The following is a 21,646-nucleotide window of genomic DNA, read 5'->3' as shown; positions in this document are numbered from 1 at the left end:
GTTGGTTGGTTTTTTAGTTACGCTAAATCCCATTTTTTCCTGGGTTTTCTGGAGAGCAGTGTATTGGCTTCCTTATCCCCAATAAATTTTTCTTTTTCAGCATTCCACTCGAGCTTTCTATTTAGCTGCCAGGAAATTAATCCCAAATGCATGGGTAGCGTCATCTCCCTGGCATAGGACAGGTTTGATTCTGAAGGTTTACGCGATTTTACCGCATCTACAAAATTCTGCTGATGGCCGGGTGAACGTTGCAGGGTTTTTGGAATTTCAGGAATATCGGTAACGGTCTCACCGTTAATGGTAATCTCCCGGGTTTCATAATCACAAATTAGGGTGCCCTTTTCGCCTTCAAAATAAGCACCTATTCCTCTGTCTGCCGCACCGGGAACATCAGGGGGAGTGGAAGTCCAGAACAGTTTCAAATCCTGAAATTCATAGTCCACGTCTATCCACTTTGGTGTATTGGCTATCCCATCAGCTACTTCCCCTCTGGCTGAGATACTCTTCAGGCCTTTTGGCTGAATTGCCCAGTAAACAACATCGGCAATATGGCACCAGAAATCGGCAAATACCCCGCCAGAATAATCCATAAAATACCTGTAGGTAAAATGGCATTTTGCAGGAATATAATCTACATAGGGCGCAGGTCCCAGCCACATATCCCAATCCAGTGTTTTGGGAATAGGTTTGATTACAGTCTCGGTCAAATCCGGAGGTCCACCAGTTTTCCACAGCCTTACCGTATGGACTTTTCCAATGGCCCCTGCCTGGATCAATTCAACTACTCTGTGGTAATTATCTGTGGCATGAATTTGCGTTCCCAATTGAAAAACACGATTGTATTTCCTTTGGTTTTTAAGTAATAATTGCCCTTCTTTTACATCGTATGAAAGTGGTTTTTCGCCATATACGTCTTTCCCAGCCTGGAAAGCCAATGTGGCAATCTGGCTGTGCCAATGATCCGGGGTAGCGCAGGTGATGGCATCGATATCTTTTCGGTCTAAAATCTTCCTGAAATCCCTATAACCACTCACTTTAGGTCCCGATTGCAGGCTTTCCAAAGTTTTTAAGCTCTCGGCTAAATGCAATTCATCTACATCGCAAAGGGCAACCACCTCTACTTCATCTAAACCAGCGAACCATTTCATATGGTTGTTCCCCATGCCACCAACTCCAATATGGGCCACACGAAGTCGGTCACTTGCCGCTACTTTCCCTGACAGCGAGGGTAGGAGGGTTAATCCCAAAAGGCCCAGGCTACTTTTTTTAACAAATTCCCGACGGTTGTGTTTAGGTGCTTTCATAGTAATGTTTTTTGCACTTTTAAAGTACAAAAAAAAGTGTCACTATTTCCATCCGAAGTTATAAGAGTGTGGTCCCGGCACTGGGATACCCTTCAAAAGAAGTCAGTTTAATATTAAATTCCTTTTCATATGCTTCAGATGCCGATTTAATAAATGCATCTGCTGCATCTTCATGAACCAGGTTGATGGTGCATCCACCAAAACCACCACCCATCACCCGGGCACCTAAAACCTCCGATATATTTTTTGAAAAGTTCACTAAGAAGTCGAGCTCCCTGCAACTTACTTCATATAAAGTTCGCAGGCCTTCGTGCGTTTGGTACATCAAAGCCCCTAGGGTTTTTAAATTTCCCTTTTTTAAAGCTTCTACAGCATCCAAAACCCTGTTGTTTTCTTCCAACACATATGTACATCTATCCAGCACTTTCGGATTCAAAGCCATTTTACAAGTCTCGATCATCTTGAGATTGGCATCCCTGAGCGATGCTACATTGGCGTATTGTTTTTGCAGGATGGTTACTCCTTCTTCGCACTCTTTTCTTCTGGTGTTGTACTCACTACTGGCCAGGCTGTGAGAAACATTGCTGTTTAATAAAACCAACTTGTAGGGAGCTATCACAAATGGTACATAGGTATGCTCCATACTTTTGCAATCCAGCAGGATCACATGATCTTTTTTACTCATTACTGAAGCAAATTGGTCCATTATCCCACACTTGGTGCCTACATAGTTGTGTTCCGCATCCCGGGACAGCGCCACGATCTCGTGTTTAGACAACCCAAGGTCAAAAAGTTCATTCAGCCCGAAGGCCAGACCACATTCCAGGGCAGCCGACGAACTGACCCCCGAACCAACCGGCAGATCACTTTCTATAGCACATTGAAATCCTTTCAGTTCCTTATTTCTTTTATAAATTTCATACAACACTCCCAGGATGTAATTTTCCCATTGGGTGTTGCTCGGGGCAATATGTTTAAGATCTACAATAAGTGGCTTTTCATATCCCTTACTTCTAATTTCACAATGGGTGTCAGTATTATTTCTTTCAAGTGTAAAGCGAATTCTCTTGTCTATGGCCGTGGGCAGGACATATCCCAGGTTATAGTCGGTATGCTCACCAATAATATTGATCCTCCCCGGAGAATCTACAATCACTTTATCCAAAACCTTGTCAGCCATTATTTGTCACATTATTTGTCAATTGAGATCTTTTGCTTTTAATCTTAAAATTTTCTTTCGGGGTCAAATGGTGCAATATCCATTGCGGGTTTTTTATTGTCAATAATTTCCGAAACGAATTTCCCGGTAACTGGCCCAAGACTCCAGCCCATCATGGCGTGACCCGTTGCAAAAATAAGGTTGCCATAGATCTTACTTCTACCAATATAAGGTAAGCCGTCCGGACTTACCGGACGGAGCCCGCTTTTAGCATTTGCTTTGTCTTCCATGCTTATTTCTATTTCCGGGTAATAGTTTTTTGTGGCCCTCGCAATGGCCTCAACACGCTCTTTTCTAATGGCATCATTAATACCAGAGAATTCCATAGTTCCGGAAAAACGGGTAAAACCCTGCATAGGCGTCACGGCTACTTTGGCTTCCATAAGTACAGCGGGAATACTTATCCCCGTTGGTTTTTTTACATTAATTGAATATCCTTTTCCTGCCTGCAAGGGGAGATCAATAGTCAGTTGTTTGGAAATTTTACCACTCCAGGAACCTGCCGCCAAAACCACTTCGTCGGCATTGTAGGATGCTTTGGAGGTTCTTATTTCGGTGATTCTGCCTCCGGAAGTTGAAATTTCCAGCACTTCTTCATTGGTTTTTAGATCTACGCCGGCTCCCCTGAGATATTTCACCATCTTGGGCATAAATTCAGTAGGCGTGGTATGGCGGTCGCATTCATAATGAATCGCTCCTTTTACATCTAATTCTACATTGGATTCCAGTTTTTTTAGTTGGGCCAGGTCCAAATTTTTTACTTCAAGGCCAAGAGAGCGGGCTTTCTGTGCCACGTCCATTTCATCTTCCCCGGCTTTGTCTGTTTTGTACAACATTAGCAGACCTTTTCGTTCCAGTTGAAATTCACCTAGATCACCGGAGGCATAGATGTCTTCAAACAAGTTTCGACTTAAGATATTAATATCCTTAATCACCGGAATGGCCTTTGCAACTTTGGCAGGGGACGAAGACTTGTGAAAATACCAGGACCATCTGAAAAAATCCGGGTCCCAGCGTGGTTTCATATAAAACGGACTTGCCGAATTAAACATCCATTTAATACCCTTGGCGATCATTCCCGGAGAAGCCAGCGGAATAATATGGCTTGGAGTAATATAACCTGCGTTCACAAAAGAAGCCCCGGCAGTAATGTCAGATTTATCTATAACGGTCACCTGATGACCGGACTTATTAAGATAATAGGCAGAACTCAAACCGGCAATCCCTCCACCAATAATAATTATGCGTTTACTCATATTAAATTACTTGAAACCCCTCTGCAAATGGGTCATCATCATCAATGTTTATTCTATTGTAACCATAAACCCTGGCCCATCCTTTAATGCTGGGGATTATAGCCGTTTTGTTGTCTAAAGTAGTAACTTCTTCAATACGTCCTATAAACTGGGACCCGATAAAACTTTCGTGGATAAAATCTTCACCCAGTTTCAGGAGGCCTTTTGCATGCCATTGGGCCATCCGGGCTGAAGTTCCCGTGCCACAGGGCGAACGATCAATAGCATTATCCCCATAAAAAACGGCATTCCGGGCCGTGGCATTTGGCGCTAAGGTCTTACCGGTCCACAGAATATGACTCACATCTCTGATGGTCTTATTTTCCGGATGTATAAATTTATTGGGGTATTTTGTATTGATAGCCTCCCGTATTTCGCGGCTATACTGAATGAGTTCCGTGGCGGTGTAATCCTGCAGCCCGCTAAAGTTTTTCTGGGGATCAATAATGGCATAAAAATTCCCGCCATAGGAAACATCAAATACCAAATGGCCTAAATGAGTGCTTTCAATACTTAATTCCTCAGCTGCAAGAAAAGATTTTACGTTGTTGAATTTTACCCATTCTACTTTTTTAGCTGTTTGCTGATATTCAACTTCAACTAAACCTGCAGGGGTTTCCATACGAATTTTTCCAGGAATTTTAGGGTGTATTAGCCCTTCTTCAATTCCAATGGTTATGGAACCAATAGTACCATGGCCGCACATAGGCAAACAGCCGCTGGTTTCAATAAATAGGATACCCAGGTCGTTTACAGGGTCTGCCGGAGGGTAAAAAATACTGCCACTCATCATGTCATGACCACGAGGTTCATACATAAGGCCTTTACGAATCCAGTCATAAGATTCCAAAAAGTGCTGCCGCTTTTCACTCATGTTCCTGCCCTTCAAATCGGGGCCGCCCTGAGCCACAACCCGCACGGGATTGCCGCAAGTATGAGCATCAATGCATTTAAAAGTAGTTATAGCCATTGGCCCGTGGTCTGTTAAATCGCTGCATCAGTATAAACCCCATTTACCAATCGTAAAATTTGCAGGGGATTCTCATCTTTAAGGGCATCAGGCAGAAAATCCTGGGGCCAGCTCTGGAAAGCCACTGGCCTTACCCAACGTTTTATCGCATAAGGCCCCACTGCCGTAAACCTGCTATCTGTTGAAGCGGGGAATGGTCCGCCATGCACCATAGAGGGGCAAACCTCCACCCCGGTGGGAACGCCGTTAAAAATAATCCGGCCAACCCGACTTCCCAGGGCAGCGACCACCTTTGCATGTTCTCCTACTTCCTGTTCATTTCCTAAAATGGTACCTGTAAGTTGACCTTCTAAATGGTCTAGTATGGTTGTGAGCTCGTGGGCATCCTCGCATTGAACAACAATTGAAAAGGGGCCAAATACTTCCTGGTGTAGTTTAGGGTTCTCCAGAAAATTTTTCCCTTCCGTTGTAAGTACAAGCTGTTGGGCAAAATAGGGTTGGGGTTCTGTTTCAAAATTTGCTATTGGGCTCGTACCGGTAAGGGCAGCAGCAGTTTGCTTCCCTTTTTCGTAATTACTGTAAATATTAGGGTGTAACATACAGCTGGGCTCCAGCTTCGCAATTTCTTTCCCCAGGGAACTGATAAAGGTATCCAGAGTTTCACTTTTCAGGCCTAAAATAAGTCCGGGATTAGTACAAAATTGCCCTGCGCCCAACATAATGGATCCCGCGTATTGTTCTGCCCAATAACTTCCTTTTTCTTCGAGGGCAGACGGCAATACCACCACCGGGTTAATGCTGCCCATTTCTGCAAAAACTGGAATTGGTTCCGTACGCTCATTGGCTAATTTGTACAAGGCAGTTCCACCTCTGATACTTCCGGTAAATCCAACCGCTTTTATCACCGGATGTTTAACAAGTTGCTGACCCACTTCTATTCCGCTGCTATTCAGGTTGGAAAATACCCCATTGGGCATATCTGTTTTTTTTGCTGCTTTTTGAATGGCTGAGGCTACCAGTTCACCGGTTCCTGCATGCATAGGATGGCTCTTTACAATAACCGGACAGCCAGCTGCAAGTGCACTGGCAGTATCACCACCTGCGGTGGAATAAGCCAGTGGAAAATTACTGGAACCAAATACCGCAACTGGCCCCATAGGGAAAAGCATCTTTCTTATATCCGGTTTTGGTACAGGAGTCCTGTCTGGCAGCTCAGTATCAATACTGGCCTCGACCCAGGAACCATCTTCCAAAGTGCTGGCAAAAGTTCTTAACTGGCCTACGGTGCGCCCCCGTTCCCCTTTAGCCCTGCCTTCGGGCAGTCCGCTTTCAAGGCAATAGGTTTCAATAAGCAAATCACCGAGGGCTTCTATCTCATCAGCAATAACTCTTAAAAAGCCGGCCTTGCGTTCGGCGGAGAAATTTCTATAACTTTCAAAAGCTTCTGAGGCCAGTTTTGCGGCTTCATTCAGTTCTTCTTCTGTGGCTTCATAAAAAGTCCATTCGTTCTCCAGATTTAATTTGGGGTTAAAAGTTTTATAGGTCTTGTTGCCATTGGCAGAGTGTTTATTTCCAATATAATTTTTTCCTGTGATCATAGTTTTGTTCGTTATGCAGAATGATAAGATGTTTTGTTCAAGGTTTTATAATCTGGTAATATTGGTCTGGATTTCATTCCTTCTTCGATAATTTTTAAAACCCTTTGGCGTTCATCTCCACGCAGCGGAAGCCTGGGAGCTCTCACATTTTCCGTGCCTATTCCCGTGGCAACTTCAGCTAGTTTAATATTCTGCACCAGCTGTGGGCTTATATCCAGTTCCAACAGCGGTAAAAACCAGCGGTAGATTTCCAGGGCTTCGACAGTTTTATCGGCTTTTGCCAATTCATAAATGGCAACGGTTTCCTGTGGAAATGCACAGACGAGGCCAGCAACCCAGCCATCGGCCCCCATTAATATACTTTCAAGTCCAAGGGTGTCTACCCCTGTAAGTACTTTTAACCGATTTCCAAATCTGTTTTTTATCCTGGTGATATTAGAAATATCGCGCGTAGATTCTTTTACCGCCTGTATGTTGTCGCATTGCAGCATTTCCTCAAACATATCTAAAGTAACTTCAATTCCATAATCTACAGGATTGTTATAGATCATGATAGGAAGGTCTGTACTTTGGGCAATAGCCTTAAAATAGGTAACCGTTTCAAAATCATTTGCTTTATAACGCATTGGGGGTAGCATCATAAGTCCGCTCGCACCATACTTCGCAGCATTATTTACTGCCCTAATAGCCCCTTTGGTAGATTGTTCTGCTATGTTTATGATAACAGGAATTTTCTCATCTACAATGCCAACAGTGGTCTCAATAAGGATTCTCTTTTCATCATCTGAAAGCGTACTGGCTTCTCCCAGGGTACCTCCCAGTATAATTCCCTTAACACCAGCCTGGGCCTGTGCATTAATATTTACCTCAAACATCTTTAAATCCAGGGTATCAGCCTCTGTGAATTTCGTGGTTACTGCGGGCATAACACCCTTCCATTGTACTTGCATAGTTATCAGAAATTAATTGTAAAATGTAAAATTACTTATTTTACCACATCGAATTTATAAACTGTTGTGGATTTGTATTTATCTCCCGGTTCTAATAAAGTGCTCGGGAAGTTTGGCTGGTTTGGGGAATCAGGAAAATGCTGTGTCTCCAGGCAAAAAGCATTTCTTTTCATATAAGGTTTCCCACTTTTACCAATACTGCTCCCATTTAAAAAGTTGCCACCGTAAAGTTGTACACCAGGCTCTGAGGTGTATACTTCCATTATCCTGCCACTGGTGGGTTCAGTAACCCTGGCGGCCAGGAGAAGTCCTTCACTATTTTTTGGAGATTCATTGAGTACAAAATTATGATCATAACCTCCTCCAATAACCATTTGAGCATGATTGCTATCCAGGTCTGTGAGGATTGTTTTCGGCGAGGTAAAATCAAAGGGAGTGCCATCAACACTTTCTATGGTTCCGATAGGGATAAGTCCGGCATCGACCGGAGTATAGGCAGAGGCGTTAATCATCATTACATGATCATTAACATCACCCTCGCCTTCCCCTTTAAGGTTAAAATAGGAGTGGTTGGTTAAATTAATAACAGTGGTTTTATCTGTGGTGGCTTCATAGATAATTTTTAGTTCATTGTTATCTGACAGAATATAGGTAACCTTTACATCCAGGTTACCAGGATAACCTTCCTCCTTATCCGGAGAAATGCGGGTAAATTCAATTTGGTTGGGTGCAGTTTGCCTGGCTTTCCAGATTACACTTTCAAAACCAATATTACCGCCGTGCAAATGGTTTTCCCCATTATTTTTTGCAAGTTTATACTTTGTGTTCTTAATAGAAAATTTACCCTTTGCAATACGATTTCCATACCGGCCTATTACAGCTCCAAAGTTATTTTTAGCGCCACTCATATAGGTGTCCAGTGTAGAAAGCCCCAGAACTACATCGCCCATTTTTCCATATTTATCCGGGACATGTAAAGCAATTAATCGCTGTCCGTAATTTGTGAAGTCGGCTCTTACGCCACTTTTATTTATCAGAGTATATAAGTTGACACTATCACCTTCAATAACTGCTTTAAAATCATCAGGATTTATTGTATTGGCATAGGAAATCTTTTCTTCTTCCATCTCGGGTTTTTTACTCTTATTATTATCCTTACAACCTAAAAATATTAACGAAATAAGAATTATAGAATTTAAGGTATTGATCTTCATAATGAATTAATTTTTCGATTAATAAAAGTAGCGAAAACTTTAAAGGAAAGGGAGTAACAAAATAGATTATTGCCAGAATTGTACTTATAATTTGATTGCAGGCTTGTTCATTGGGAGAGTGGGTAACATTTTTTGAAATTATATGCTTATTTTAGTCGGATGCATCGATTTTGTACTAAGATATTAGTCCTGTTATTTTTTGTTCAATTTTCTTTACAGGCACAAGTTGAGGAAGATAAAGCCCTTCATTTTGCAGCAGGCGCATTTTCGGGGGCAGCCGGGGCATTAATCGCTTCAAAAATAAGTAAAAGGAATCGTTTTTGGACGGTAACCGGTTCTGTGGCCGCTAGTCTTTTAGCAGGCCTAACCAAGGAGGTTATTGATAAAAGTAATGGAGGTAAATGGGATAATGGCGATTTGGGGGTAACGGTCCTGGGAGGGGTAACCGTTGGTGTTAGTATTGAATTGTTTTCCAAAAAAAGTGGAAAATACTATGTTAAGAGAAAGAAAGCAGGTAAAAATGTCAGTATGTCAGAAGGGTTCCCCCAAGTTCCATAGCTATATATCAATAAATAATGTTAAATAAACGTTAAAAACGAACAGACTTGTTTGTACGTTTTAAATTATACATATATTTGTCCCATGCAAAAGCAAAGTGTAAAAGAAAGGATTATTGAAACGGCTTCCAGGTTGTTCTATTTTGAGGGTTATAATCAAACCGGGATCAACCAGATTATTGAAGAGGCGGGTGTGGCTAAATCCAGTATGTACCAATCTTTCAGATCTAAGGAAGAGATTGCTGTGGAATACTTACAGCGCAGACATAAGATGTGGATGGGTAATCTTTCAGACTTTGTATCGGATAAAAAAAGTGGGAATGATAAAATAATTGGAGCATTGGGGTATATTAAAGATTGGTTAGAAGAGGTAGAATACAGAGGTTGTGGATTCCAGAATATTGTCACTGATCTTCCGAAAGGTCAGAATTCAATAGCAGATCAGGTATTGCTTCATAAGAATGAATTACTCAATTGGCTGAGACAGGAATTAAAGGAAGAGAATTATAACAATACAGAACTAGAAATTTTGGCTAAGGAGATTATGGTCATCATGGAAGGAGCCATTATCCTGGCACAAATTCAAAAAAATTCCTGGCCGGTGAATTCGGCTGAGAGTACACTAAGGAAACTATTGGCAGAGTAATTTTTTTTAAAATTAGAAAACAGACTTGTCTGTACGATAAATAAATAATAATGATTAAAGAATATAGAATAATTAATAACAATTAAATATAAATAGAAATGAAAGTTTTAACAGCAATAGGTTTCGAGGAAGCAAATGAACAATCAAAGGAAATATTTACAAATATTAAAAAAAGCATTGGCATGCTACCCAATCTTTATAGCTCCATGGGGGTATCGGATAAATTATTGGGAGGCTTTCTGAACTTTTCAGAAATAATTAAAAGCGGTGAATTCTCTAAAAAAGAATATGAAGCAATAGCCTTGGCAACGTCACAAACTAATGGTTGTGCGTATTGTTTGTCTGCCCATACCGCTCTTGGAAAAATGAATGGTTTTACGGAAGACGAAACACTAAACATTAGGACAAATAGCATTGCGGACCCAAAAATTAATGCACTGGTAACACTTGCCAGTCAAATGGTGGAGCATAGAGGACATCCATCTGACATTGTCATCCAGAATTTTCTGGAAGCAGGATATAGCAAAGCTGCCTTTGCAGAATTAATTGCAGTAGTTGCATTAACTACAATTACTAATTACGTATTCCACAATGGAGGCTTCGAAATTGATTTTCCAAAAGCAAAAAATATTGATCAATTACAAATAGTTTAATCAAACCTTATCATATAACAATTTAAAATTATTGAAAATGAAAACTACTAGAAAAACAATATTACAAACAAAAGGATTCATGTTATTAGCCATGTTCCTAACATCATTATCCGTTTTTGCTCAGACCAGTACAAAAAGTAATTTAACTGTTACTATTGAAAACGAGGTAGACTATACGCAAGTACTGCATAAGACAATTAAAATTAAAGGGATAGAAATCTTTTACCGGGAGGCAGGAAGAAAGGATGCTCCTACCATTTTATTATTACATGGATACCCGACATCTTCACATATGTTTAGAAATTTAATTAAAGACCTCGCAGATGATTACCATTTGCTGGCTCCGGATTATCCAGGTTTCGGAAGAAGTGAACAGCCGGCTTTGGAAGATTTTGATTATAGCTTTGAGAACATTTCTAATTTAGTTCAGGAGTTTGTAGATACTTTACAAGTGGATACCTATAGCTTATACCTTATGGATTATGGAGCTCCAATAGGATACCGAATTTTCCATAATGATCCACGAAGAGTCGACGCATTTATAGTACAGAATGGAAATGCCTATGATGAAGGGTTAAAGGATTTTTGGAACCCGATAAAGAAATACTGGAATGAATATAACCTTGAAAATGGCAAACCCTTGGAAGGGTTTCACTCTCCGGATGGTTTAAAATGGCAGTATACTCATGGAACACAAAATCCTGAGGCTATAAGCCCGGATAATTGGGAATTAGATTTACGTCATATCTCCCGTCCTCAGAATAATGAGATTCAGTTGGCATTATTCTATAGTTATCGGACCAATGTTCCGCTATATCCTGTATGGCAGGCCGATTTTAGAGAGTTTCAACCACCAACATTAATTGTTTGGGGAAAAAATGATTACATCTTTCCTGCTGATGGGGCCTATCCTTACAAAAAGGATCTTAATAATCTGGAGTTTCATTTACTGGATACCGGGCACTTTGCGCTGGAAGAAAAAGGAGATGAAATAGCACATTTTATAAGCTCTTTCTTATCGAGAAATAACATTAAATAGGAAAATAATGAAAGCAACTAAAATTGTTAAAAGTAAAACAGAGGTTGAACAAATTTCAAAACCACAAATAAATTTTTCACAAAGAAGAAATGTCTTTCCAAGTTATTATGAAGGCATATCAATGATAAAATAAAATATTATGAAAGCAAATAACAGCAAAGAAGTAGGATCTAAAGACAGCATCTTGTCTACACTTCGACATGAATATTGGAGGAATAAAAGACGTCATTCCTATATTACAAAACTAAGATTCTCTTAAAAATTTAAGACAGAACCTGGAGGAATTTAATTGATACTCAGCGGGTTTTGGAATGGAAACAATCCAAGCCCCGCCTTTTTTAAAACAACAAAATGGAACAAAAGAAATATCCTTTACCCCCTTTTACTCAGGAAACGGCGAAAAAGAAGATACAAATGGCTGAAGATGCCTGGAATAGCAAGGATCCTGAAAGAGTATCCCTCGCCTACACTAAAGACAGCGAGTGGAGGAACAGATCTAAGTTTCTAAAGGGGCGTAAAGCCATTCGAGAATTTTTATCGAACAAATGGGAGCAGGAACATCATTATGTATTAAAAAAAGAATACTGGGCACATGGCGATTACAGAATAGCCGTACGATTTGAATATGAGTACCGTGATAATCATGGCCAATGGACGAGGGCTTATGGGAATGAAAACTGGGAGTTTGATGAAAACGGGCTAATGAAAAAGCGTTTTGCCAGCATTAATGATGTACCTATTACTAATGAGGATAGAAAATTAACGATTACATAATCTTCAATTAAGTAAAATTATAGATGTAAACTATGGGTTTACTATAAGACAATATAACAACAACTTTTAACCTAAAAACTGGATATATGAAAATTGCAATAAACGGAATGGGGCGCATTGGAAGAGCGGCTCTAAAGATAATTTTGGACACCCCAGGATTAGAGTTGGTAGCGGTAAATGATATTGTTACTGTAGAGAATACGGCTTATCTTTTAAAATATGACTCTGTGTACGGTATCTATGAAAAAGAAGTCTCGCAAAATGGAGATACTCTTATTGTATCAGGGAATAAAATACGATATACTTCTGTGAGAAACCCGGAGGATTTACCCTGGGGAGAATTGGAAGTAGACTTGGTTATTGAAAGTACCGGATTATTCACAGCACAGGAAGATGCCGAAAAACACATTAAAGCCGGGGCTAAAACTGTTATTATTTCGGCACCTACAAATAGTGTTGATACCCCTACGGTTGTGCATGGTGTGAATTCTAAAGATGGACATACCAGTGTATTTTCCTGCGCCAGTTGTACTACGAATAATATCAGTCCGGTTGTTGAAATATTAGGTCGCAGGATTGGTATTAAGAAGGCCATAATGACTACGGTACACGCCTATACGGCATCGCAAAGTATTGTAGACGGTCCTTCAAAGAAAAATTTCAGGATGGGTAGGGCAGGAGCTGCGAATCTGGTGCCTACAACTACTGGAGCGGCAATAGCCACAACAAAGGCCTTGCCACAGTATGCCGGAAAGTTCGATGGAGTGGCAATACGAGTACCTATACCTGTTGGTTCAATTTCGGATATGACTTTCGTAATGGAGAAAAATGTTACCTTAGATGAGGTGAATACTATCCTTAAAGAAGAATCCGAAACCAAGCGTTATGATAAGGTTTTGTCAACTACTTATGAACCTATAGTATCATCTGATATCGTAAAAAGTCCTTATGCTTCTACTGTAGATTTAAGTATGACGCGCGTTGTAGATGGGGATTTACTAAAGATAATGACCTGGTATGATAATGAATGGGGTTTTACAAATCAAATGATTCGTCAGATCCTGGAAATCAAAGGATGATACAGAATTTTCGTCCATATATGAAAATTTGTGAGAAGCTTGCAACTAACGCCTCTGCAAGAGGTAATACGGCCGTAGGAAGCCTGCTAATTTATGAAAATAACATCGTAGCCCAAGCCGAAGAGGCTACATTTAGCAAGCAAGACATTAGTTGCCACGCCGAATTGGAAGTGATCAAAAAGGCAAGAAAAATTCTTGGCAGGGATATGGCAGGTGCAACTTTGATTACTACAAATGAACCATGTGTTATGTGCAGTTATGCCATACGATTTCATGGGATAAGTACAGTAGTCTTTAAAAACAGATCCGAATGGGTAGGTGGAGCTAGTAGCTCTTTTAATTTACTTACTTCCAAAGATGTACCCCCTACTTGGGGAGATCCGGTTAGATGTATTTTGTTAAATAAATAAGTGAGATGTTATGAACTATGCCAAATTAGCGTTTTCTGATCCTATTAAGGCCCTGCAGAAAGAGCAAGGAAGTCGTCAGGGTTATGAGCGGATGGAACAATTTACTTTTCCAGATGGCCTTTCTAACAGGGAGTTGAGCTTTATTAAAGAACGTGACAGTTTTTATGTGGCTTCATTTGGGGAAAATGGGTTTCCATATATCCAACACCGGGGAGGCCCAAAGGGATTCCTGAAGGCAATAGACCTGAAGACGTTAGCATTTCTGGATTTCAGGGGAAACAAGCAATACATTACAACCGGTAACGTGGAAACACATAACAAAGTGTCTTTGATTCTGGTAGATTATCCAAACAGGGCAAGACTTAAAATTTATGCTGAAGCTGAGGTTGTCTCCTTATCCGAACAACCAGAATTAGTTGAAAAACTGAAATTAGAAGATTATAAATACAAAGCCGAACGTATTTTTCTTTTTCATATTAAAGCTTTTGATTGGAATTGCCCGCAGCATATTACACCAAGGTATACCGTAGAAGACATTTCTAAGATGGCGGAAGAAAAGAACAATTATATTGAGAACTTAAAAGCGGAAATTAAGGACTTGCAGGCAAAATTGGAAGGTTGTGGACCACAGTAGGATATGTACAATCAAAAATGCTTGCAAATAAGAGCCTGGTTATTTCCGCTTTGAGTATATTGAATATTTAATTATTTAAAAACATGTCTATACTTCAATTTGATGCAATAATCATTGGTTCTGGTCAAGCAGGAACTCCATTGGTATTTAAATTAGCTACCGAAGGAAAGAAAGTAGCATTTATTGAGAAAGAACACTTCGGAGGAACCTGCCTAAATATAGGATGTACGCCAACCAAGACCTATGTTGCCAGTGCCCGTAGAATGTGGGATGCCCAGCATGGAGAAGAACTTGGTGTAATAATACCCGAAGGTGTAAAAGTAGATCTAAAAAAAGTAAAGTCACGAAAAGACAGCATTATAAAAGCTTCAGTAGATGGGATTACAGCCGGAGTAAGGAATAATGACAACATAACTTTCTTTGAAGGAACTGCTCGTTTTTTAGCAGAGAAAATAGTAGCGGTGCGGGAAAAACAATTATCGGCAAATGAAATTTACATCAATGTTGGTGGTCGCCCTTTTATTCCAGAAGGGTTTGAAGGGGTTAATTACCTCACCAATCAGACCATTCTGGAGTTGGAAGAACTTCCTCAGCATTTAATAATTGTTGGAGGAAGCTATATAGGACTGGAATTTGGACAAATGTTTAAAAGGTTTGGCAGTAAAGTAACCATTATAGAAAGAAGTGCCAGTATTATTAGCCGGGAAGATGATGAAATAAGTGATCGAATTTATAGTTTTTTAAAAGACGAAGGAATAGACTTTCGTTTGAATGCCAACTGCATAAGTGGTCATCAAAATGAAGATGGAAAGATAGCCGTAGAGTTAGATTGCTTGCAGGGACCACCGGAAGTTACAGGCACCCATTTATTGTTGGCAGTAGGAAGAATTCCTAATACTGATACTCTAAACTTGTCTGCAGCTGGTATTAAAACCAATGACAGAGGTTATATAGAAGTAGACGATTCCTTACAAACCAATATTAAAGGTATTTATGCCTTAGGAGATTGTAATGGTAAAGGAGCCTTTACGCATACAGCATACAATGACTATGAAATTATAGCTCAAAATAAATTTGATGGTAAAAACAGAAGAGTATCAGATCGTTTTTTAACTTACGGTCTTTTTGTAGATCCGCCGCTAGGACGAGCCGGACTGACTAAAAAAGAAGCTTTGAAGAAAGGCTATAAAATTTTGGAAGGAACAAGACCAATGAGCCGCATTGCAAGAGCTAAAGAAAAAGGAGAGACTAATGGAATTATGAGTGCCATAATAGATGCTGAAACCAACAAAATATTAGGTGCAGCGATCCTGGGAGTTGGGGGAGATGAAGTTATTAGTAGTATCCTTAATATTATGTACGCAGATCTTCCATATACGTTAATAAGAGATTCTGTTCAAGTTCATCCAACCATCTCTGAACTAATTCCAACAATGTTGGAAAGTTTAAATAAAATCAATTAAGTTGCATCGACATCTTGATATGTATTTAAAAGAGAATAATACTATAAGTGAAGAATCACATCGAAAAGTGATTACACATTTTGAAACATTGGAAACAAACGAAAGAAAATCCGGTTAAGCCCTATTAATAGATAAATTTTAAGCCATAAAACTATTTTGGATATAAACAAAAAACTAAAGCAAAAATATGAGGCTCTGGGTGAAAATCCGGAAACTTACCTGAAAGGCTTGCTTCATGCCAAACCAATTACGTATTGGGATTATGTAGAAACTGATACCTTATTGTCATTACAAAAACCACGTACTCATTTTAAGGATGAAACCATTTTTATCATGTATCATCAGGTTACCGAATTAATGCTGAAGATGATGAGACATGAATTAGAACAGATTTCGGAAGAGGAATTCCCGACAGAAACTTTTTTAATTACCAAAATCAACAGACTAAATAGGTACACTACAATGCTTATTACCTCTTTTGATATCATGAAGGATGGCATGGATCATGACGACTACAATGAATTTCGCACCACGTTGACTCCGGCTAGTGGGTTTCAAAGTGCCCAGTTCAGATATATTGAACTGTACTGTACCCGGCTGGAAAACTTAGTTAATGATGAAGGGCAAGATCGTTTATCCACCAAACCTAGCGTAGAGGAATATTTTGAGCATATTTATTGGAAGGATGCCGGATTAAACCGTGAAACGGGTGCAAAAACCCTGACATTGCAACAGTTTGAGGAAAAATACCTGGATAGTTTAATTGCCCTCGCCAAAAAATTACAGGGATATACTCTTGAGGATAAATTTCTGAAATTAAAAAACCCTTCCGCTCAATTAACTGAAAAGCTAAAGGAATTTGATCACCTTTATAATGTAGAATGGCCATTGGTACACCTTCGAACTGCAGATTATTATTTAAATGTGAAGGGTGAAAACAAGACTGCAACGGGGGGTTCTGAATGGAAGAAGTATCTACATCCGAAACATCAGCAGCGCAAATTTTTCCCAACTTTATGGACTGAAGATGAAAAGATGAACTGGGGAATTCCTGAACAATGATAACTCAATTTTAGAAGTGTAGAGAATCATTCTCGAATTAGGTTTTACTCCTTAAACTAAGAGAGAGGCTTTCTCCTATATACTCAAGATCACCCTGGGGTTGGTCCTGCAATGCCTCTAAAGAAAAGAAAAATAAATGGTGATGTTCTATTGATGGAACATTTTTGATTGGCATCAGTAGTTTAAGGCCATTCTTTCCGCTTAAAGTAGCAGAGCATAAATAAAACCCCTCAACCTTCACTTCACAAAGTGCAAAACACCTGTTTTGAATTTTAAGTTCCTTATAAATTTTGAGAACCTTTATAGGACCTATATCTCAACCACTAGTTTTCCTTTGGCTAAATTGTTTTCCATATAGGTGTGGGCCTCAACTATTTGGTCTAGACGGAAAACTTTGTCAATGTTAAGGGTTATCACCCCATCCGCAACCGCATCAATAAAATCTTGCAGTAAGTCTTTCTTTAAATTAGCAGCGTCTCCCATATATACTGTTAATCTTCCTAAAGAGGGGATGTCACCCATAGGGGTGAATTCCTTAAGCGTCCATTCACCGCCCAGTATTCCTGTCATACATACTGTTCCCTGGCGTTTTATACATTTTAAAGAATCCTTTAATGTTTTTATACCAATTAATTCCAATACCTTGTTTACGCCATCAGGGTATAATTCTTTAAGTTCCTTAGAAATTGTTCCATTATCAATAAGAACATGAGCTGCCCCGTTTTCTATCAAAAAATCCTTCTTAGCTGAATTTCTGGTTGTAGAAATGACCGTCAATCCTAAATGTTTTGCTAACTGGCAGGAAAGTAAGCCTATGGATGATGTTCCACCTCTGATAAGTAAGGTTTCACCAGACTTAACTTCTAATGCCTGGGTTAAAGACCCTGAAACTGTTTGGAACATCTCAGGAATGGCCCCAAGGGTACTCCATGGTAAATTGCTCTCAAAGGGAAATACTATTTTTAAAGGTACTAAGGTATACTCAGCATAACCCCCGTCAAAATCCCTGCCCATACCACCCATAATAGCAGCCACCTTCTGACCTTTATTATAGGTACCGGACGGGTCTTCTTCTACCGTACCTACACATTCTATTCCCTGGATTCTTGGAAACCGGACATCTGGAGAATGGCCCTGACGGGTAAATAGTTCAGATCTGTTTAAACCAAAAGCCTTAATTTTTATTAAAACCCAACCGCTTTTGGCTTCCGGGACAGGTTTATCCTGAATTTCAATGACTTCCGGTTCGCCAGATCCTATGGTAATTGCCACTTTCATATTCTTCTTTTCTTTCAATAAACTTAGGTATTTAATTTGATTGACAAAATAACGCAGGTACCAAATAGGGATATTCTATTGGTGATTCTAAATCTGATACGGTGAAAAAATTAAATTGATCGTCTATTTTGTGGCTTTTACATAAGCTATCAAATACCTGAGCGTGGTTATTTTGCCATAATCCTCTTCCGGGGTTGTGATCCCGAATTCCTTGTCAAGACCAATTATTAGTTGCAGAAAGTCGAATGAATCGATACCAAAAACTTCCCTGATATTGTCATCCATTCCAAGTTCCTCCGGATCAATGTCCGGTGCTATTTCTTGTAGCAATCTAAGAATAGTTGCTTTTGCTTCCTCATCTTTCATAGGGCTTCGGGCTTTTGCAGATTTTTCTTTAGGGCCATTAAAAACCTACTCCCCAGATAACCATCAATGGCCCTGTGGTCTGCGGCGAGTGTAACATGAACAACGGGGCGGGTGCTCAATTCACCGTCCTCGGCCCAGGCCTCTTCTACAATATTGCCAAAACCTAAAATGGCAACCTGAGGCGGATAAATAACCCCAAATACTTTATCTGTACTTCCTTCCCCAATATTGGAAACTGTAATGGTAGATTCGCTTAATTCTGAACTTCTCAATTGTAATGCCCTTGCACGCGGTATCAAATCGTTCAACAGGTCCATTAACTGATTCAGGGATTTATTGTCTGCCTCTGGTATCGCCGGAATCACAACTCCTCCTTGCCGCAATGAAACGGCAAAGCCTATATTGATGGAATCTTTCAATTGCAGTCCATTTTCCCAAAAAGCATTAACTGAGGGCACTTCTTTTATAGCTTTCGCTGTTGCTTTAATCAGCAGCACAACGGATAGCAATCTGTCTTTAAGCTCCCTTTGCCTATTCGATTCGCGCAACCAATCGAGCGCTTTTGACATGTCGATCCTTGTCTCAAGGTAAAAATGAGGAATCTCTCTGTTGGACTTGCTCATGGCAGTAGCGATTGCCGCTCGCAAACCTTTCACAGCTATTTCTTTTTTGCCTCCCGTAACTTCTACATGCGATTCTACTTTCATAACAACAGCCAGGTCAATATCCTTTTTGACAATACTGCCTTCCGGACCGCTTCCTTTTATGGTTGACAGATCGATTCCTTTTTCCTTCGCAATTTTTTTCGCCAGTGGGGATATCTTTAATTGATCATCAATTTTTATTGAACCCTTATTTACTATTTGTTTTATGGGTTCTTTTTTAATCCTGGATTTCTTTTTGACAGACACTTTTTCCCCAACCGGGATGATGTTGGCCATTACCGTTCCTACAGGTACATTTTCTCCTTCTTTGACAATAAGCTCCGCGATGGTACCTTCATCAAAGACTTCTATTTCGATCAAACCTTTTTGGGTATCAACATCCGCTATGATATCACCCCGTTTAACAAAATCACCATATTTTACCCTCCATTCTACAAGTGTGCCATCCTCCATATCGGCACCAAGACTGGGCATAGTAAATTCAATCATACCGAATCATTTTTAAAACCGAGTCAACAATATCCTGTTTCTGTGGAATCGATGCGTCCTCCAAATGTTTGGGATATGGAATGGGCACCTCAATTCCGCAAAGCCGCTCTACCGGAGCATCCAAACTAAAAAAGGCATTCTCCATAATTCTGGAAATGATCTCTGAGGATATACTGACCGAACGCCATGCCTCCTCTACGATCAATGCTTTATGTGTTTTAGCTATGGAATTTATGATGGTTTCATTATCGATAGGATTGAGTACACGAAGATCAATTATTTCCACATCAATCCTGGATGAGGCCAATATTTCTGCAGCTGCCAAAGCTTTGTATACCCCGGGACCATATGTAATGATCGAAAGATCCTTTCCCTCCCTACGTACTTTTGCCTTATCAAGATCCACAGCGCCAGAGCCGGAGGGGATTTCCGATTCCATGTTGAGTAGGGAAGTATACTCAAAAATCACAACAGGATCAGGACTCTCCAGGGCGGTTGAGAGCATTCCTCTGGCATCCTCATGCGTGCCGGCGGAAACGATCTTCAATCCTGGAATGTGTGCATAGAATGGTTCCCAGCTGTGAGAATGCTGGGCCGCGAGCTGGTTGCCAATTCCCGAATTCATTCGGATGACCACAGGGACATTTATCTGCCCTCCCGACATATGTAATAAAGTAGATGCGTTGTTAATGATCTGGTCTAGTGCGAGCAGGCTGAAGTTGACTGTCATTACTTCCACTATGGGTCGCATCCCTGCTAAAGCAGCACCTATACCTGCTCCAACAAAACCTGATTCTGACAAGGGAACGTCCATGATACGATCTTCACCAAATTCCTCAAGGAATCCTTTACTTACTGCAAAGGCACCTCCATAACGCCCTACATCTTCTCCCATCAGGAATACCTTATCACTATTGATCAGGGCTTCGTGGATTCCACGTTTTAATGCCTCCCTATACGTAATTTTCAATGTTGTTTTATCAGTCATAACTATGGGCTATAAACAAATTTTTTTAAATCTTCAACAGGTTCAAAAGTTCCCGCTTCTGCAAAATCAACGGCTTTTTGCACTTCAGCTTTGACCTTGTCCTCTATAGTATCAATATCATCCGGGGAGATTAATTCGTTTTTTAATAATTGATTACTAAATGTTAGAATAGGATCACGTTTTTTCCATTCATCAACTTCCTTTTTCTCACGATACAACTGGGCATCGAACATGGAGTGCGCTCTAAAGCGATAGGTGTTGCATACCAGAAAATATGGTTTTCCCGTAGATTTGATGTATGCTGTGGCCTTCTCAACTGCATTCTTCACTTCCAGCACATCCATTCCATTGGCCTTTGCTGATTCAACCCCGTATGCAGCTCCTTTTTTTTCCAGTTTCTGAACAGAATGTGAAAAACGGAGCGCGGTTCCCATGCCGTAAAGGTTGTTTTCACAGAGAAAAAGAACAGGGACCCCCCATAGGGCAGCCAGGTTCATTGATTCATGGAATTCTCCTTCTGCAATTGCCCCTTCACCAAAAAAACAACAGGTAAGATTGTTAAGATTTTGTTTTTTGGATGCCAGTGCCATTCCGACTGCCATGGGTAAATGGCCTCCAACAATGGCATTTCCTCCATAAAATTTTTTGGAAGTATCAAATAAGTGCATTGAGCCTCCACGTCCCATGCTACACCCCTCTTGTTTGCCATACATCTCGGCCATGATGCTTCCCGGATCAAGGCCCCTTGCCAGTGCATGGCCATGTTCACGGTAGGTACTCAGTATATTGTCATCTTTTGTTAATGACTGCATAGCACCAACGGCGACTGCCTCTTCACCAATATAGAGATGCAGAAAACCACGAATTTTTTCTTTGGTATACAATTCGGCAGACTTTTCCTCGAACCTTCTGATCAGGATCATCTGGTACAGAAGTTTAAGGCCAAGTTTTCTGGTGATTGCCGGATTTGTCTTTATTCCTTCTTTTTCCATG

At 40.2% G+C, this 21,646-nt stretch carries 22 protein-coding genes; 10 read left to right on the top strand and 12 right to left on the bottom strand.

Annotated elements, in window-relative coordinates; genetic code table 11:
- Positions 1–17 precede the first annotated feature (17 nt).
- Genes ABJH90_RS06505 through ABJH90_RS06475 form a run of 7 tightly spaced genes read right to left on the bottom strand, consistent with a single transcriptional unit; the run spans position 18 to position 8,550 of the window.
- Positions 18–1,304, bottom strand: a complete 1,287-nt coding sequence (locus ABJH90_RS06505; RefSeq protein WP_348137697.1) for a Gfo/Idh/MocA family oxidoreductase — start codon at positions 1,302–1,304, stop codon at positions 18–20.
- 58 nt (positions 1,305–1,362) lie between these two features.
- Complete coding sequence (gene galK / locus ABJH90_RS06500) at positions 1,363–2,484, bottom strand: galactokinase (RefSeq protein WP_348137695.1); 1,122 nt, start codon at positions 2,482–2,484, stop codon at positions 1,363–1,365.
- A 44-nt stretch (positions 2,485–2,528) separates the two neighbouring features.
- A complete protein-coding gene (locus ABJH90_RS06495) occupies positions 2,529–3,779 on the bottom strand; it encodes an FAD-dependent oxidoreductase (RefSeq protein ID WP_348137693.1) in 1,251 nt (416 codons plus the stop codon).
- A gap of 1 nt (position 3,780) precedes the next feature.
- Positions 3,781–4,788, bottom strand: coding sequence for a 4-hydroxyproline epimerase (locus tag ABJH90_RS06490; RefSeq protein ID WP_348137691.1), 1,008 nt, complete (start codon positions 4,786–4,788; stop codon positions 3,781–3,783).
- 14 nt (positions 4,789–4,802) lie between these two features.
- Entirely contained in the window at positions 4,803–6,386 is a 1,584-nt protein-coding gene (locus ABJH90_RS06485; protein WP_348137689.1) for an aldehyde dehydrogenase (NADP(+)), read from the bottom strand.
- Between the two features lie 11 nt (positions 6,387–6,397).
- Complete coding sequence (locus tag ABJH90_RS06480) at positions 6,398–7,336, bottom strand: dihydrodipicolinate synthase family protein (RefSeq protein WP_348137687.1); 939 nt, start codon at positions 7,334–7,336, stop codon at positions 6,398–6,400.
- Positions 7,337–7,371: 35 nt separating this feature from the next.
- Complete coding sequence (locus ABJH90_RS06475; RefSeq protein ID WP_348137685.1) at positions 7,372–8,550, bottom strand: aldose epimerase family protein; 1,179 nt, start codon at positions 8,548–8,550, stop codon at positions 7,372–7,374.
- A gap of 159 nt (positions 8,551–8,709) precedes the next feature.
- Here ABJH90_RS06475 and ABJH90_RS06470 point away from each other — a divergent pair, with 159 nt between their 5' ends.
- The 10 genes from ABJH90_RS06470 to ABJH90_RS06425 all read left to right on the top strand — a co-directional run bounded on the left by ABJH90_RS06470 (position 8,710) and on the right by ABJH90_RS06425 (position 16,867).
- Complete coding sequence (locus ABJH90_RS06470) at positions 8,710–9,108, top strand: hypothetical protein (RefSeq protein ID WP_348137683.1); 399 nt, start codon at positions 8,710–8,712, stop codon at positions 9,106–9,108.
- An 84-nt stretch (positions 9,109–9,192) separates the two neighbouring features.
- Entirely contained in the window at positions 9,193–9,753 is a 561-nt protein-coding gene (locus ABJH90_RS06465) for a TetR/AcrR family transcriptional regulator (RefSeq protein ID WP_348137681.1), read from the top strand.
- Positions 9,754–9,851: 98 nt separating this feature from the next.
- On the top strand, positions 9,852–10,406 hold the full coding sequence (locus ABJH90_RS06460) for a carboxymuconolactone decarboxylase family protein (RefSeq protein ID WP_348137679.1): 555 nt from the start codon (positions 9,852–9,854) through the stop codon (positions 10,404–10,406).
- A 37-nt stretch (positions 10,407–10,443) separates the two neighbouring features.
- Positions 10,444–11,445 carry an alpha/beta hydrolase gene (locus ABJH90_RS06455; protein WP_348137677.1) on the top strand — a complete coding sequence of 334 codons (1,002 nt, stop codon included), beginning with the start codon at positions 10,444–10,446 and terminating at the stop codon, positions 11,443–11,445.
- Between the two features lie 351 nt (positions 11,446–11,796).
- Positions 11,797–12,219 carry a nuclear transport factor 2 family protein gene (locus tag ABJH90_RS06450; protein WP_348137675.1) on the top strand — a complete coding sequence of 141 codons (423 nt, stop codon included), beginning with the start codon at positions 11,797–11,799 and terminating at the stop codon, positions 12,217–12,219.
- Positions 12,220–12,305: 86 nt separating this feature from the next.
- Entirely contained in the window at positions 12,306–13,298 is a 993-nt protein-coding gene (gap, locus tag ABJH90_RS06445) for a type I glyceraldehyde-3-phosphate dehydrogenase (protein ID WP_348137673.1), read from the top strand.
- On the top strand, positions 13,295–13,708 hold the full coding sequence (locus tag ABJH90_RS06440) for a nucleoside deaminase (protein WP_348137671.1): 414 nt from the start codon (positions 13,295–13,297) through the stop codon (positions 13,706–13,708). The genes gap and ABJH90_RS06440 overlap by 4 nt, the downstream gene beginning before the upstream one ends.
- Before the next feature lie 10 nt (positions 13,709–13,718).
- Positions 13,719–14,342, top strand: coding sequence for a pyridoxamine 5'-phosphate oxidase family protein (locus ABJH90_RS06435; protein ID WP_348137669.1), 624 nt, complete (start codon positions 13,719–13,721; stop codon positions 14,340–14,342).
- Between the two features lie 83 nt (positions 14,343–14,425).
- A complete protein-coding gene (locus ABJH90_RS06430; RefSeq protein ID WP_348137667.1) occupies positions 14,426–15,805 on the top strand; it encodes an FAD-containing oxidoreductase in 1,380 nt (459 codons plus the stop codon).
- 153 nt (positions 15,806–15,958) lie between these two features.
- Positions 15,959–16,867, top strand: coding sequence for a tryptophan 2,3-dioxygenase family protein (locus ABJH90_RS06425; RefSeq protein WP_348137973.1), 909 nt, complete (start codon positions 15,959–15,961; stop codon positions 16,865–16,867).
- Positions 16,868–17,176: 309 nt separating this feature from the next.
- Here ABJH90_RS06425 and ABJH90_RS06420 read toward each other — a convergent pair whose 3' ends face one another.
- The 5 genes from ABJH90_RS06420 to pdhA all read right to left on the bottom strand — a co-directional run bounded on the left by ABJH90_RS06420 (position 17,177) and on the right by pdhA (position 21,645).
- Positions 17,177–18,163, bottom strand: coding sequence for a zinc-binding alcohol dehydrogenase family protein (locus tag ABJH90_RS06420; protein WP_348137665.1), 987 nt, complete (start codon positions 18,161–18,163; stop codon positions 17,177–17,179).
- Positions 18,164–18,268: 105 nt separating this feature from the next.
- Entirely contained in the window at positions 18,269–18,511 is a 243-nt protein-coding gene (locus ABJH90_RS06415; RefSeq protein WP_348137663.1) for an acyl carrier protein, read from the bottom strand.
- A complete protein-coding gene (locus ABJH90_RS06410; RefSeq protein WP_348137661.1) occupies positions 18,508–19,665 on the bottom strand; it encodes a dihydrolipoamide acetyltransferase family protein in 1,158 nt (385 codons plus the stop codon). Before ABJH90_RS06410 ends, ABJH90_RS06415 begins: the two co-directional genes overlap by 4 nt.
- A complete protein-coding gene (locus tag ABJH90_RS06405; RefSeq protein ID WP_348137659.1) occupies positions 19,658–20,653 on the bottom strand; it encodes a pyruvate dehydrogenase complex E1 component subunit beta in 996 nt (331 codons plus the stop codon). The genes ABJH90_RS06410 and ABJH90_RS06405 overlap by 8 nt, the downstream gene beginning before the upstream one ends.
- Positions 20,654–20,655: 2 nt before the next feature.
- Positions 20,656–21,645 carry a pyruvate dehydrogenase (acetyl-transferring) E1 component subunit alpha gene (gene pdhA / locus ABJH90_RS06400; protein WP_348137657.1) on the bottom strand — a complete coding sequence of 330 codons (990 nt, stop codon included), beginning with the start codon at positions 21,643–21,645 and terminating at the stop codon, positions 20,656–20,658.
- Position 21,646 lies beyond the last annotated feature (1 nt).

Origin of the sequence: Eudoraea sp., assembly GCF_039969275.1 — a bacterium.
Lineage (GTDB): Bacteria > Bacteroidota > Bacteroidia > Flavobacteriales > Flavobacteriaceae > Eudoraea.
This window is presented reverse-complemented; position numbering and strand designations above follow the sequence as displayed.